12 protein-coding genes are annotated in these 13,572 nt (G+C 70.4%); 5 read left to right on the top strand and 7 right to left on the bottom strand.

Going from position 1 to position 13,572, the window contains the following annotated elements; all coding sequences use genetic code 11:
• Positions 1-35: 35 nt before the first annotated feature.
• Positions 36-692: a TetR/AcrR family transcriptional regulator C-terminal domain-containing protein gene (locus ACPXBU_RS10810; protein WP_393367765.1), complete on the bottom strand. Its 657-nt coding sequence runs from the start codon at positions 690-692 to the stop codon at positions 36-38.
• A gap of 153 nt (positions 693-845) precedes the next feature.
• Here ACPXBU_RS10810 and ACPXBU_RS10805 point away from each other — a divergent pair, with 153 nt between their 5' ends.
• On the top strand, positions 846-2,018 hold the full coding sequence (locus ACPXBU_RS10805) for an acyl-CoA dehydrogenase family protein (RefSeq protein ID WP_425757937.1): 1,173 nt from the start codon (positions 846-848) through the stop codon (positions 2,016-2,018).
• Positions 2,019-2,024: 6 nt separating this feature from the next.
• Here ACPXBU_RS10805 and ACPXBU_RS10800 read toward each other — a convergent pair whose 3' ends face one another.
• The 5 genes from ACPXBU_RS10800 to ACPXBU_RS10780 all read right to left on the bottom strand — a co-directional run bounded on the left by ACPXBU_RS10800 (position 2,025) and on the right by ACPXBU_RS10780 (position 8,446).
• Positions 2,025-3,062 carry an aminotransferase class V-fold PLP-dependent enzyme gene (locus ACPXBU_RS10800; protein ID WP_425757936.1) on the bottom strand — a complete coding sequence of 346 codons (1,038 nt, stop codon included), beginning with the start codon at positions 3,060-3,062 and terminating at the stop codon, positions 2,025-2,027.
• 61 nt (positions 3,063-3,123) lie between these two features.
• A complete protein-coding gene (locus tag ACPXBU_RS10795; RefSeq protein WP_393367758.1) occupies positions 3,124-3,660 on the bottom strand; it encodes a SigE family RNA polymerase sigma factor in 537 nt (178 codons plus the stop codon).
• Positions 3,660-4,268, bottom strand: a complete 609-nt coding sequence (locus ACPXBU_RS10790) for a permease-like cell division protein FtsX (RefSeq protein WP_425757935.1) — start codon at positions 4,266-4,268, stop codon at positions 3,660-3,662. The genes ACPXBU_RS10795 and ACPXBU_RS10790 overlap by 1 nt, the downstream gene beginning before the upstream one ends.
• A gap of 61 nt (positions 4,269-4,329) precedes the next feature.
• Positions 4,330-6,534: an FUSC family protein gene (locus ACPXBU_RS10785; RefSeq protein ID WP_425757934.1), complete on the bottom strand. Its 2,205-nt coding sequence runs from the start codon at positions 6,532-6,534 to the stop codon at positions 4,330-4,332.
• Positions 6,535-6,619: 85 nt separating this feature from the next.
• Positions 6,620-8,446: an alpha-galactosidase gene (locus ACPXBU_RS10780; protein ID WP_425757933.1), complete on the bottom strand. Its 1,827-nt coding sequence runs from the start codon at positions 8,444-8,446 to the stop codon at positions 6,620-6,622.
• Between the two features lie 663 nt (positions 8,447-9,109).
• Between ACPXBU_RS10780 and ACPXBU_RS10775 the strand changes: the two genes are divergently transcribed.
• Both ACPXBU_RS10775 and ACPXBU_RS10770 read left to right on the top strand, forming a co-directional pair.
• Complete coding sequence (locus ACPXBU_RS10775) at positions 9,110-9,532, top strand: hypothetical protein (protein WP_425757932.1); 423 nt, start codon at positions 9,110-9,112, stop codon at positions 9,530-9,532.
• Positions 9,533-9,775: 243 nt separating this feature from the next.
• Positions 9,776-10,738: a helix-turn-helix domain-containing protein gene (locus ACPXBU_RS10770; RefSeq protein WP_425757931.1), complete on the top strand. Its 963-nt coding sequence runs from the start codon at positions 9,776-9,778 to the stop codon at positions 10,736-10,738.
• A gap of 197 nt (positions 10,739-10,935) precedes the next feature.
• Here the strand turns inward: ACPXBU_RS10770 and ACPXBU_RS10765 are convergent, their stop codons facing one another.
• Positions 10,936-11,313, bottom strand: coding sequence for a hypothetical protein (locus ACPXBU_RS10765; RefSeq protein ID WP_425757930.1), 378 nt, complete (start codon positions 11,311-11,313; stop codon positions 10,936-10,938).
• A 317-nt stretch (positions 11,314-11,630) separates the two neighbouring features.
• Here ACPXBU_RS10765 and ACPXBU_RS10760 point away from each other — a divergent pair, with 317 nt between their 5' ends.
• Both ACPXBU_RS10760 and ACPXBU_RS10755 read left to right on the top strand, forming a co-directional pair.
• The gene (locus tag ACPXBU_RS10760; protein WP_425757929.1) at positions 11,631-12,761 is read left to right on the top strand and encodes a transcriptional regulator; all 1,131 of its coding nucleotides are present in this window, start codon (positions 11,631-11,633) and stop codon (positions 12,759-12,761) included.
• Positions 12,758-13,339, top strand: coding sequence for an HD domain-containing protein (locus tag ACPXBU_RS10755; RefSeq protein ID WP_425757928.1), 582 nt, complete (start codon positions 12,758-12,760; stop codon positions 13,337-13,339). The genes ACPXBU_RS10760 and ACPXBU_RS10755 overlap by 4 nt, the downstream gene beginning before the upstream one ends.
• The last annotated feature ends 233 nt before the right edge of the window (positions 13,340-13,572 follow it).

Raw genomic sequence — 13,572 nt, 5'->3', positions numbered from 1 at the left:
GACGGGCGATGAAACTAGCGCTGGGAGTTTGGACGCTACCCGTTGGGTCGCCCGGACTCCACCGTGGCGACGCTGCGGGCGTACTCGGCGGCCAGACCGTGCAGCAGCGCGTCCAGGCCGAGGGCGAAGGCGCCCTCGTCCACGCTCTGCTGGTGCTCGGCGAGCCGGTGCGCCTGCCGCAGGTGCGGGTAGTGCGCGGCGTACAGCTCCGGGTCCTCGACGAAGCCCCGGGCGAACGAGCCGAGCGCCGACCCGGCCACGAAGTACCGCAGGGCGGCCCCGATGTGGGTGGCGCGGGCGGGCGGCCAGCCGGCGCGTACCAGACCGCCGTAGACGGCGTCGGCCATGGTCAGCGCGGCCGGTCGACGGCCCGGCCCCTGCGCCAGGTACGGCACGATGTTCGGGTGCGCGGTGAGCGCCCGCCGGTACGACCAGGCCCAGTCGCGCAGCGCGGCGGCCCAGTCCCGGCTGGCGAAGCCGCTGGTGTCGACGGCGCCGGTGACCGTGTCGGCGACCGCGTCGAGGATCTCGTCCTTGGTGGCGAAGTGGTTGTAGAGCGAGGGGCCCTGCACCCCCAGGGCGGCGGCGAGTCGGCGGGTGGAGAGCGCGCCGAGCCCGTCGGCGTCGATGAGCGCGAGCGCCGTCTCGACGATCCGGTCGCGGGTGAGCAGCGGCCGTAGAGGTCGGGGCACGTCGGACCTCCTCGGTGTGCGGCGTCCCTCCCCGTGGGAACCGCCTGTTCACGCACCCTATCGGGGACCACGGGCGGGCAGGGGTCTGGACGAATGAAAACTTACACCGCTAGTTTAAGGGTGACCGGCAGCTCCGACGCCAGGAGGACCACAGTGGATTTTTCGCTTACCGACGAGGAGCGGGCGGTGCGGGACACCGTCCGGTCGTTCATCAGCCGCGAGGTGATGCCCCTGGAAGCCGAGGTGCTCCGCCGGGAGCGGGCGCACCAGCCGGGTCTGGACCACTCCGAGGTGCGCGAGCTGCAACTCAAGGCCCGCAAGTTCGGCTTCTGGGGCCTGGCCACCCCCGAGGAGTACGGCGGGATGAACCTGCCGGCCGTACTCCAGTCGTTGATCTGGACGGAACTGGGCCGCACGTTCGTGCCGTTCCGCTTCGGCGGCGAGGCCGACAACATCCTGTTCCACGCCACCGAGGAGCAGAAGCGGGAGTTCCTCGTCCCGACCATCGAGGGCGAGCGGCGCTCCTGCTTCGCCATCACCGAGCCGGGGGCCGGCTCGGACGCCGCGAACATCCGGCTCGCCGCGCGCCGCGACGGCGACGACTGGGTCCTGGACGGCGAGAAGACCTTCATCACCGGCGGCCACGACGCGGACTTCGCCATCGTGGTCGCGGTCACCGACCGGGAGAAGGGCGCCCGCAACGGTGGGGCCACCGCCTTCCTGGTGGACCGGACGATGGGTTGGCGCTCGGAGTTCATCCAGACGATGGGCGAGGGCGGGCCCGCGTCGCTCATCTTCGACGGCGTCCGGGTGCCGCACCGCAACATCCTCGGCGAGATCGGGCAGGGCTTCACGCTGGGCATGGAGTGGATCGGCAAGGGCCGCTACACCATCCCGTCGCACGCCATCGGCATCGCCGAGCGGGTCCTGCAGATGGCCATCGACTATGCCAACACCCGGGAGACCTTCGGCGCGAAGATCGGCACCAACCAGGCCATCCAGTGGATGATCGCCGACTCCGAGACCGAGCTGGAGGCGGCCCGGTGGCTGGTGCTGCGCTCGGCGTGGACCGTCGATCAGGGCCTGGATCCCCGGCACGCGTCGTCGATGGGCAAGCTCTACGGCGCCGGCATGGTCAACCGGGTGGTCGACCGGGTGCTGCAGATCCACGGCGGCATGGGCTACACCCGTGAGCTGCCCATCGAACGCTGGTACCGGCAGGTCCGGCTCTACCGGATCTTCGAGGGCACCGACGAGATGCAGCGACTGATCATCTCGCGGGACCTGCTGCGCGGGTACACCAAGATCGGCGGCCACCTCGCCTGAGGTGGGTCATCCCGTCAACGCCTCCAGCGCCGCGTCCACATCGGCCTCGGTGGAGTACACGTGGAAGGAGGCGCGGACCCGCCCGGCGCGGACCGCCGCGCGGATGCCGGCCGCCGCGAGGCGCTGCTCGGCGTCCGGCACGTCCACGCTGACGATGGCGCTCTCCCCCGGCGGCCGGCCCAGCCCGGCCAGGAACCGGTTGGCCAACGCCACGTCGTGCTCCCGGATCGCCGGCACGCCGATCTCGGCGACCAGCTCCAGGGCGGGCGCCGCGCCGACCCAGCTGAACCAGGCCGGCGAGATGTCGAACCGGCGGGCATCGTCGGCCAGCCGCAGCGGCGGACCGTAGTAGGAGGCGTGCGGGTCGCGGCCCGCGTACCAGCCGGCGGCGTCCGGGCGCAGCCGGTCGCGCAACGCCGGGGCCAGATAGGCGAACGCGGTGCCGCGCGGGTTCATCAACCACTTGTAGCCCCCCACGGCCACCACGTCGGCCCGGCTCCCGTCGAACGGCAGCCAGCCGCACGCCTGGGTCGCGTCCACCACCACCAACGCGCCGTGCGCGCGGGCCGCGGCCACGATCTCGTCGTACGCCGCCACCGCCCCGTCGGCCGACTGCACCAGGCTGAACGCGACCACGTCGGTGCCGGCGTCGATCGCGTCGACCAGGGCGGCCAACGGCACCGTACGGACCGTGATCCCGCGCTCCTCCTGCACCAGCCACGGAAACAGGTTCGAGGTGAACTCGACCTCGGGGACGACCACCGTCGCCCCGGCCGGCAGGGCCGCCGCGACCGGCGCGAGGATCTGCGACACGGCCGCGCCCACCGCGACGTCACCGGCCGGCACCCCGATCAGGTCGGCGAACGCGGCACGCGACCGGTTCACCGCCTCGCCCCAGCCCTCCCACGACGTGCGGCCGACCCGCCACGCGCCCAGCGCGTCCTGTAGTGCCGTCCACGCCGGCTCGGGCGGCAACCCGTAGGACGCGGTGTTCAACCAGCCGGGCTCCGGCTGCCACAGCTTCTGCGCCTGCTCGATCTCCATCTCGTCGACGCTAGGCGAGGCGGCGTCGGACGGGCACGGCCAATCGGCGACCGGCGGCCTGTCAGACCCGGACGAAGTCCTGGCCGAGTACCGCCCGCAACCTGGTCAGCGCGCGGGCGTTCTGCGTCTTGACCACCGAGACGGAGACGCCGAGGGTGCTGGCGACGGCCTCGACGCTCTGGTCCTCCCAGTGCCGGAGCACGACGATGGCCTGGTCGCGAAGCGGCAGAGTGGCAAGCGCCCGCAGCAGGGTGACGTGCAACTCCGCGGTGTCGTCGGGCCGTTGGGGCGACGCCTCGGGCAGCTCGGCCAGCACGAGCTCGGTGGCGCTGCGCCGCTTCGCCTGGTCGAACACGACGTTCATGAGGACGCGCCGGCCGTACGCGTCGAGGTTCGCGGTGTGCCGGATCCGGCCCCAGTTCGCGTACATCTTCGCGAGGGTGGTCTGGGTCAGGTCCTGGGCCAGGTGCCAGTCGCGGCACATCAGGTACGCGGTCCGTCGCAGTCTCGGCGCGGTGGTCTCGACGAAGGCGGTGAACTCCGCCTGCCGGGCGGTCTGCTCGCGCCGTCGGGCCGCGCCCCAGCGGACACCCGCCATCAGTCGACCGCCGACGCGTTCGTGCCGGCCGGGCAGTCGATGCCGATGATCTCGTCGACCCCGGGCATGCGTTTGAGCGGGCTCTTCAACGTCGCGAACTGCTCCCGCGCGACAAGCGTGATCCGGTACGACTCCGGAAACTCACTGGCCTTCACGCTGGCGACGAGGTCGGGCGCGTCCGCGTACATCTTCCTGAAGTTCGCCAGCGCCTGTTCGCGACTCACGAACACCACGGACCCGACCGCCGGATCGGTGTCCAGCGCACGGTTGACCGCGTCGCGCTGCTGAGCGGTGATCTCGTAGGTGAGGAAGATCGACGCATCGGTCGCGGCCGTCTGGGCGGGGGCCTCGCACGCCCTGTTCACCAGCATGCCGAACGCCGCCGGCACGGTCGTCGGTTCCGGGGCCTGTTGCGGCGGTGCCGCCACGTTCACCGCCCCGACCGCCGCGATGGCGGCCACTGCTGCCGCGCCCGCCGTCACCAGGCGCTGTCGGCGTCGGCGCAGGCCGGTGCCGGCGACCATCGCCGCGCCGGCCAGGTCTGTCGACGGCAGTGCGGGCTCGTCGACGATCGCCCGGTCGAAGAGCACCCGCAGGTTCTGATCCATGATTCACTCCCGTGGTCCGGTGGACTCCCACACTCCATGACTGGTTGGGGCACCGGATCGGTCACACCGGAGCCTCGTCACCCGCCGGTGGACGGATGCGGGCGAGGCTGGCCGCGAGGCCGGTGAGCCACCTGTCGACCTCCACGAGATGCCGGACCGACCGCGAGTCCTTTCCGCCGAGCAGCGGCCGGACCCGGTCCAGTTCGTCGGCGCAACCGCCGGTCGGGTCGGACGTCTGGCCCGCGGCCCGGTCGTGTGCCACCTCGCGAGCGACGTCGTCGTACGCCGAGCGCAGGCGCGCGGCGGAGTCCCGCAGCAGGGTCGCCGCCGCCGGCCAGCCGGCGAGGCAGCCGGGCGGGTTGCGGCGCAGCAGCGACTCCGCGCCGGGCACCACGTGGTGCCCGGCGCTCAGGACGGCGTCCCAGTTCACCTGCTGTCGGTGCGGATGGTGCCGCTCCGAGTGGTACTGGCAGTACGACGAGTCGACGAGGATCATTCGGCGTCGGACCCGGTCGAGGGCACGGTCGGGAGCCGGAGCGCCGCCGAGGATCGCCAGCACGGTCTGCTCGACGGCGTCCGCGCTGGCCCCCAGATAGCCTGTCGCGTTGTGCCGCAGGTCGTGGCTCGCGCCACGCGGCCACATCGCCACCCCGGCGAGCACGCCGATCACCGCGCCGAGCAGCACGTCGACGAGGCGGGTCTCGGCGAGCCGCCACCCTTCGGTGCTGAGCTGGGCGAAGACGACGGTCAGCAGCAGGGTGAACAGCGCCTGCTGCCACACCGGACCGAGCAGGCGACCGACGCCGAAGGCCAGCAGCAGGGTGACCGGCAGGACGACGGCGTACACGATCGGCGTGTCGACCACGAGCATCAGCCCGCCGCTGATCACGGCGCCGACGATCGTGCCCAGCACGGCCGGTCGCAGGGCGGTGCGGGTGTCGGCGGCCGAGGTACGCAGGACGGTCAGGGTGGCCAGCAGCACCCAGAAACCGTGGGTCAGGTTCAGCACCCCGGCGGCGACCCGGGCGATGGTGAGCGCCACGGCCACCCGGAGGGAGCTGTGCAGGTGGGCTGAGCGGGGTGCCAGGTGGGAGCGGAACTGCCACCAGTACAGCCGCCACGGGCTGTGCCCCGCGTACGCGAAGAGCCCCGTCCGGGCGTCCTCGCCCTCGGGCCGCGACCCGGTGGCCACCCGGACGCCGACGGCGAAGACCCGGGTCTGGTCGGCGAGGGCCAGCGCCGTCGCGTCCCGGCACAACCGGGACACGTCCGGCGGGTGGTGGCCGTCGCCCTCCGCGGCGAGGTACGCCGTCTCGGCTCGCCCGATCGCGGCGTCCAGGTCGTCGAGACCGACCATCGGGGCACCCGGTGTCAGGGTCCGGCCGGCGGCGCGGGTCGTGTCCGCGCACGAGCGCAGCAGACGCGCCGCCGCCGGGTCCCCACTCGGTGCGGGCGGCGCGTCCGCCGCCAACCGGTCCGCCTCGGCGAGCGCCTCGCGGAGCGCGGACGCGCAGATCCGCAACGCCCGATCCTGGGCGCCCGCCGCGCTCGGTGCCCACTCCGGCGGGTTGCGGCCCAGTGCGATGGCGGCCACCAGGCGGTACGCGCGCTCGCGCCGCGGGTCCCGACCACCCGGATCGGCGTAAGGGTCGGTAAACCTCTCGGCGACGACGTCGAGGAACGCCGCGACGCCGTCCGCCGCGACGGCGAGGCGCTGCCGGTAGGTGACCGGCACCGGATCGGGCCAGAGGAGCACCTCCGCCGCGGCGAGCAGCACGACGGCGAGCGTGACGCCGCCGAGTCGCTCCGGCAGGGTGCCCGGCTGGTACGGCGGGAAGGACGCCAGGATGTAGAAGAGTTGGAACGCGCTGGCCAACCCCACCAGGCGCGGGTTGCCCACCCCGGCGAACGCCACGACGAACCCGACGACAAGCATCCCGCTGGCCGCCGCCCACGTGCTCCACGCCAACAACGAGCCCACGGTGATCAGCGCCCAGGCGGCCGGCAGTGCCGTGAGGAGGATCCGCGCCCGTTGCGGCGCCGGCCCGGGCAACTGCGCGAACGACCCGGCGGCGATCGTGCCGAACAGGCCGTAGGTGGCGAGCACCGAACTGCCCGCGCCGTAGCGGCAGCCGTAGAAGACGACGGACGCGACGAGGGTCAGCCGTGCCGCCCGCCGCAGGACGGCATCGCCCGGGTCACGGCGGCGGAGCCGACCGAGGATGCCGCTCGCCCGTACGCCTGCTCCCCCGGTTCGTCGCGGCACCCCTCATTCTCGCTCCGAACCCGCTGGTGGCGGCGGGTTTCGCGGACGATTCCCCGCGCGGTGGCGGGCACGCCGCCGGTGAGCGCTACACGGTGGTGCGCCGCCATTGTTGGCTGGCGCCGGTGCCGCAGGTCCACTGCACGGCCTGGGCGCCGTCGGCCGTGGCGGCGTTCAGCACGTCCAGGCACTTCCCGCTGTGGCGGGCGACGAGCCGGACGTAGCCGGTGCCGAGATCCTCGACGCGCCACTGCTGGTTGGTGCCGCCGTTGCAGGCCCACTGGATGACCCGGACGCCGTCGGCGGTGGCGCTCGCGCCGCCGTACACGTCGAGGCATTTGCCGCTGCTGAGGCTCGTCACAGTGGAGTAGCCGCCACCGGTGTCGGCGAACCGCCACCGCTGGTTGGCCTGCCCGTTCGCGCCCCACTGCACCACGTTCGCGCCGTCCGAGGTGGACGCGTTGGAGACGTCGAGGAGCTTGCCGCTGTGCCGGGCGGCCACCGTGTAGGTGGTGGGCGTGGGGGTGGTGGTCAGCGGCGCCAGCCGGTACAGCCCGCTCCCGTGGGCGGGGATGGACCGGGTGAGGGTGCCGGTGGCGGTGCCGAGGCCGGTGCCGGACCACAGGTCGGTGACGGTGGCGGAGCCGATGCCCAGGTCGGCCAGGTTCAGCGAGACGTTCGCGGTGGCGCTCTCACGGTTGAACAGGGCCACGTACCTGTTGTCGGTGCCCGGCACGTCGGCGGTCCACACCTGCCGGGTGCCGCCGACGAGCTGGCGGTTGTTGGCGCTGTTCTGGTCGACGGCGAGCACCGCCGCGTTCGTCATCAACGCCAGCTCGGCGGCCCGGTTCTCGACCAGGTTGCCGCCCCACATCAGCGGCGCCCGGTTGATCGCCCAGAGGGTCATGAGGGTCCGCTGCTCGTCGGCGGTGAGCCCGGAGTAGCGAGGTGAGCCGACCGGGCCGTACTTCGACAGCCGCCCGATCGGGATCATGTCCGGATCAGGCCAGGCACCGATCGTCCGGTACGGCGTCCAGTTGCGCAACTGGTCGAAGAGCGCGTCGAGCGACGACCAGTTGTCCCACAGGTCGTTGACGATGCGCCACATGTGCGCGTTGTCCCGCACGTGACCGCCGCTGGCCAGCGGTGTCGCGCCGGGCGAGAGGCTCAGCACCATCGGCCGACCGCTGTGCTGGATCGCGGTCCGGTAACCCTCGACCTCGGCCTGCCGGTAGGTCGGGGCCGCGATGTCGTCCACCTTCACGAAGTCGACACCCCACTCGGCCAAAAGCTGGAAGACCGAGTCCAGGTACGCCTGCGCGCAGGCGTTCGACATGTTCAGGCCCCACATCAGGTTGAGCCAGTTCGCGGTGGTGCTGTTGTTGATCTGGTTGGCTCGGCAGTTGGTGCCGAGGATCGGCACGTTGTCGGCGACCGCCTGGCGGGGAATGCCGCGCATCAGGTGGACGCCGAACTTCAACCCCTGGGCGTGCACGTAGTCGGCGAGGGGCTTGAACCCGTTGCTGCCCGCCGCCGAGGGAAACCGTGTGGTGTCCGGCAGCAACCGCCCGTTGGCGTCCATCCGCAGCCGGGGGTTGAGGTTGGCGTCCTGGTTGGGGCTGTTGTTGTGCTGGCCCGGGTAGTACCAGGCCCAGTCGATGACGACGTACTGCCAGCCGTGCTGGCGCAGGTTGTCGCGCATGTAGTCGGCGTTGGCCCGGACGTCGGACTCGGTGACGCGCCAGTTGAACGAGTCGTAGCTGTTCCAGCCCATCGGCGGGGTGTCCGCCGTGCCGTTGTCCCACGCCGCTGCCGGCTTTGCGGAGATGACGGTGAGGCCGACGGCGAGCAGCACGACCAGAGCCGTGAGCCCGGCCATCCGACGTGCGGTGGAACGCGCGAGGACGAGCGTCATCGGACCTCCCGGCAGGCAGTGGTGGTTGTCGATGTTAACGCTCACACATCACCTGTCAAGTGCAGCGGCGCTCGGATGACCTCGGCACGCACCCCTCGCACGCGAGGCCGGACCTCGATCGATCGGTGCTCGCCCGAAGGCGTCACGTTCGTGACAACAGGCAGGACGACAAGACGGATCTTCTGCGCCGCATGGGATGCTGCATCGATCGAACGGCTCAGCGCCGCCAAAACAAGGCGGCGCCCGGGTGCAACCGGACGCCGCTATCGACTCGACCGCACGCAACGGAAGGAGCCGCCTTGACTCTAACCCCTCAGGGGCCAGACATCGAAGGGCAGAGGATCACGGAGGACGACGGCAGCCGGACACGGCGCCATGGCATCGTCCTGGCGTACATCCGCACCCTTGGCCCGGTAGTCACTGCCTTCGTGGCAGCCATCGCGACGTTGGTCGGCGCGTTGGTTCGCTAGACGAGCACGGCAGCCAGTCGCCCGGCGCGTTGGCTGCCCGCCATGTCGATGCGCTGTCGAGCGGTATGACTCAAGGTCACAAATATGACTCTGGGTCATACCGCTCATCACCGCATCCGCCCCCACGGAGGTGACGGACAGTCACCGCCGGCCCGCCGATCGGAGCCAGGTGTGCCGATGGTACGTATGGCTCGTGACCTATTTCGCGGACCTGACGCCGTACACGTACCTGGAACGGCATGAGGACGAGCCAGGGTTAACCGACGAGCCGTGGCCGGACCTGCCGCTGCTCAACGTCGGTTGGTTGGACGCCGCGCATCCGTTCCCGACCGGCGCTCCCCCGGACGGGCTGATGCCGGCTCTGAACGACTTGGCCAAGACGCGGGCCCACCAGACACGCGGGTACCACTTCTGCGAGATCTGCATCCGGGACATGGGCGAGGACGCCAGAGAAGCCATTCGGCTGGGCGTGATCGCCCGCGGGAGCGCCGAGTTCCAGGTCCAGGGCAACGGCGTCGTGTACGCCGCACCTCAACTCCTGCTCCACTACGTCTCCGCCCACGAATACCTGCCACCAGCCGAGTTCTGCGCGGCGGCGCTGCGAGCAATGAGCTGACGCCTGTCGGCGCGTCACCCGAGACGTTGGCTGCGGACCTTCGAATGCTCGTTGCGGTGGCGAGGTCGCGGTGCTCCTCGGGGACATCCAGGTCTTCGAGGTGCGCGGCGAGGGCCGAGATCCTGAGCCGGAGCTAAGGTGATCTTCTCATCTCGGTCGGCGGCGCTGCCGTCACCGCGTCGCCGACATCGACGGAAATCGAGGTAACCAGTGCTCACCGTAGGCTCGGCGGACACGACCTCGGTGCCCGCGAGTGAGCGATTCGGCTACTGGCACGACCTGGTGGCGCGCGAGTCGGTCCCGATGCGGATCCACAGTGCCCACGCCGCAAACTTCCAGGCCCGGGCCGAGGTCATCAGTCTCGGTGAGATCGTCCTGTCGTCGTGGCGGTACCCGTCCCTGGGCATGCAGCGGACCAGCACGTTCATCCGCCGCAGTGACCCGGAGATGTACGAGTTCGCGCTGCCGTTGTCCGGGCACGGCGGGGTGGAACAGGAGCGGCGGACGAACCTCTTCACGCCGGGGCGGTTCGCCGTCGTCGACACGTCGCGACCGCATCAGTCATCGCATCAGGGGCGGTCGCGGCACGAGGGTCTGTTGACCACCCTGACGATCCTCGTACCGCACGGTCTCGTACCGCTGCATCCCAACAAGATCGCGCAGCTCCTCGCCACAGACATCTCCGCCGACGAGGGAATGGGCGCACTGCTCAGCAACTTCGTCCAGCAGGTGTTGACCCACCCGGAGCAGTACCAGGAGAGCGACGTTCCGCTCCTGGGCACCATCGCCCGGGACCTCATCTCCGCGACGCTGGCCCAGCGCCTGGACCTCACCGAAGCCCTACCGACTGAGGTACGCGGGCACAGCCTGCGCGTGCGCGTCAAGGCGTTCATCGACGAGCACCTCGGCGACCCGGACCTCTCCCCCAGCACCGCGGCGGCCGCGCACCACGTCTCGCTTCGCAGCCTGCACCGGGCGTTCGAGGCCGAGGAGCAGACCGTCGCCGAGATCATCCGGACGAGACGCCTGGACCGGTGCGCGCGCGACCTGCGCGATCCCCTGCAACACGGGCGGCCCATCCACAGCATCGCCGCCCGCTGGGGCTTCGCCTCCCAGGCCCACTTCAGCAGGGTCTTCACCGCCACCTTCGGCAGGTCTCCGCAAGCTTTCCGCAACGACCCCTCAGCGCCCGATCGGCGTCGCTGAGGAAACCGTCGGTCGGATCGGGTGCGGAAGCTCCGCGCGAGGACGGGGACCTTCGGATGCTCGTTCCGCAGGTGGCCCTGCTTGCGCTGGCGGATCTGCTCGTCCCAGACCTCCTGGTCGTAGTCGGGGCTGCGCGAGATCCCACCCGTGCGACCCGCCGCTGTAGTGGAACTTCTCGTCTCCGGCGCGTTCCGCACTCACCGCACCCAGCCGAGAAACCGCCGATGCAGCGCCTCAGCGGGTACCCAGGCCAGGTCGGCTGATGCGCGAACCAGTTGCGCGCCCATGTAGAGGGCAAGCGACAGCGGAGCCCCGTCGAACTCCGCGCTCAGTTCATGCCGTCGGGTCGGACACGGCCACGGCCCGTCGCATGCGTCGCAACTCCAGATCGGCAGAACCGGTCCGTGCGTGCTCATTGCGGGCCTCCGCATCTCATCCTGCGGTCGCGTGCTGGTGTTGCCGCCCACCCGGTCGCCGTTCACCGCTGTTCTCCCGGCCAGTGGCCGCGGCTGATCGGGATGCGGTGCCGAATCCGGCAGGGGAGCTTCGCGCCGCACCGGCACATCCATCGCCATCTACGCCACGACCACACCGGGCGGTGCCGCCGGGCCAGGGTCATCGCGACCGCCAACAGATACTGGTCGTAGGAGACTCGTTGCCGTGGCGGCGGTGAGGTGCCCTTCATCGATGTCCCCCTGGCCGGGTCGGGCAGCACGACACAACCGACCCACTGAGGCGGGGCCGGTTACGGAACGTCCGGTGCATATGACGCTACGATCATCACGGCGTCGGCTGGACTCACCGGCGGTACGAGTGACCAGGCCAGGCCTTGTCGGTCTGGGCAGACGCCAGGACTGGAACGTCGACCAACGGTCAACGTAGGGATCTCGGGATGGCGACCCAGGAGTACGCGCACGGCCGACGCGGCGGCGTAACCGGATATCTGCTGAAGCTGATCCGCGAATCCGTCCCCGCGACTCAGGAGCACCTTGCGATTGCGTTAAGTGTGGAGCGGGCGACAGTCCAGAGTTGGGAATCGGGACGGCGACCCTTCACCTCAGTCGCCTTCGGCCAGGCGATCGCGATCCGACAGAAACTGACCATGCTCGGTGCCAACGCCGTCCTGGTGGACGCTCTCGACGATGCGGCCGAGGCCGACCTCATCCTGGCGGCGGTCCTCGACCCCCACGTCGAACGGACCGACGTCACCCAGCAGCCGCTGGGCTGGTCGGTGCTTACCCAGCGCCTGACCGACCTTGTCCTCTGGGCGGTGCTCGGGCAACCACCCACGTTTCTTCGAGACCTCCCCATCCGTGGCCGTCGGCGTGGGCCCGTGGCCGCCGGTCCACTGGTACCCGTCGACGAACGCGCTGCCTTCTTCACGCACCTCCGCGTCCTCGCCGAACGCGCCATCAGCCGTCGCAATCCGCATGTCCTACTCCACCGGCAGGCATGCTTCCTGGCCGGCACGGATCCCACGGGCACCTCAGCGGCCTGGCTGACACAACGCGACGCGAGGAACTCCCGTCCCCCAACGAGGTTTCAGACGTGGACACCGCTGTGGCCCGACGCCCGCTCGGTGGCAACGTCTCTTGCGAACCAGGGCGATCCCGAGCCCCTACGAGACTTCATCGCCCGGGCACACCCGGACGACACCTGCGAACGCGCCGCCCTCAACTATTCGGCCTACTGGGTCGGCGAGGTTCCCCACCGTCAGCGCGACGATTCCTTCATGCCGCTGGCCCTCGCCGACTGGCGCGGCGCTCGACTCCTGCGACACCTGGTCGAACGCCTGGACGACAGCCGCGTCTTCGTTGACCTCAACATTCACAACACCTGGGCGCTCCTCACCGCCCGACGGCAACTCGCGCTCGACGATCCCGCAGTCGGCCGGTCACTCATCGAACGGAGCACCATCCTTCTCGACGGCCACTCGATCTCCGAGCAGTCCCGAAGAGAGCTAACGTCTATCGTCTACAGCCTGCGGACCGACGGACTCACCGGCACAGGGACGGGCAGATGAGCGACGACCACGACGCCACCGGCGCCATGAACTTCATCTTCGAGGCAGGCGTCCTCAAGCGTGCGGCTCGCACTGGCTGGTGGTTCGCTGGCGTTAAGCACCCCGAGTCCATTGCCGAGCATTCGTTTCGCACGGCCCTGATCGGCGTGATGCTGGCCGCGATGGAAGGCGCCGACCCAGCCCGCGTGTCGATGATGTGCGTCCTGCACGACACCCAGGAAACCCGGATCACTGACATTCCCCACATCGCCAAGCGCTATCTCAGCGCCGCGCCGAACACCGCCGTCACCGCCGACCAGGTCGCCGAGTGCCCACCTGCCGTCGCCGACACGATCACGGCTGCTGTCACCGAGTACGAGGCCCAGGAGAGTCTGGAAGCCATCGTCGCCCGCGACGCCGACAAGCTGGAATGTCTCGTTCAAGCAGTCGAGTATCACCACCAGGGCATCGACAACGTCCAGCGCTGGATCGACAGCTCGCGTGCGGCCCTGAAGACCGCCTCCGCTCAACGCCTCGCCGATGCCGCTCTTGCTGGACAACCGCTCGCCTGGCTCGTCCCTCCCCCAGCGCAGCCGTAAAGACACCCGTTGGTCCCGGGCAACAGGTGCATGCGGGCAACCAACTCCAGCACCGCAATCACCATTCCGGCCCTAACGATCTCGCCTCGTGACACGAGTCCACACGCTTCGCCAGCGGAATCCAGGCCACCCACCCGGCTACGACGACGTCGACCGGGCTGCCCGTGCAGGCCGCTTCCTAGGAAACAATCTCGGCAACCGCAGTACCCCGCCCATGGCCGGAACGACAGCAG

Source organism: Micromonospora sp. DT231, from assembly GCF_049847025.1.
In the GTDB taxonomy this organism is placed as follows: Bacteria; Actinomycetota; Actinomycetes; order Mycobacteriales; family Micromonosporaceae; genus Micromonospora.
Note: the sequence above shows the minus strand (reverse complement) of the source record. Positions and strands in the feature narration are given on the sequence as shown.

Coding starts and splice junctions, on each gene's coding strand:
- ACPXBU_RS10800 (WP_425757936.1), bottom strand. CDS start 3,062: ATGGAGATCGAGCAGGCGCAGAAGCTGTGGCAGCCGGAGCCCGGCTGG.
- ACPXBU_RS10795 (WP_393367758.1), bottom strand. CDS start 3,660: ATGGCGGGTGTCCGCTGGGGCGCGGCCCGACGGCGCGAGCAGACCGCC.
- ACPXBU_RS10790 (WP_425757935.1), bottom strand. CDS start 4,268: ATGGATCAGAACCTGCGGGTGCTCTTCGACCGGGCGATCGTCGACGAG.
- ACPXBU_RS10780 (WP_425757933.1), bottom strand. CDS start 8,446: ATGACGCTCGTCCTCGCGCGTTCCACCGCACGTCGGATGGCCGGGCTC.
- ACPXBU_RS10765 (WP_425757930.1), bottom strand. CDS start 11,313: ATGGCGATGGATGTGCCGGTGCGGCGCGAAGCTCCCCTGCCGGATTCG.
- ACPXBU_RS10760 (WP_425757929.1), top strand. CDS start 11,631: ATGGCGACCCAGGAGTACGCGCACGGCCGACGCGGCGGCGTAACCGGA.
- ACPXBU_RS10755 (WP_425757928.1), top strand. CDS start 12,758: ATGAGCGACGACCACGACGCCACCGGCGCCATGAACTTCATCTTCGAG.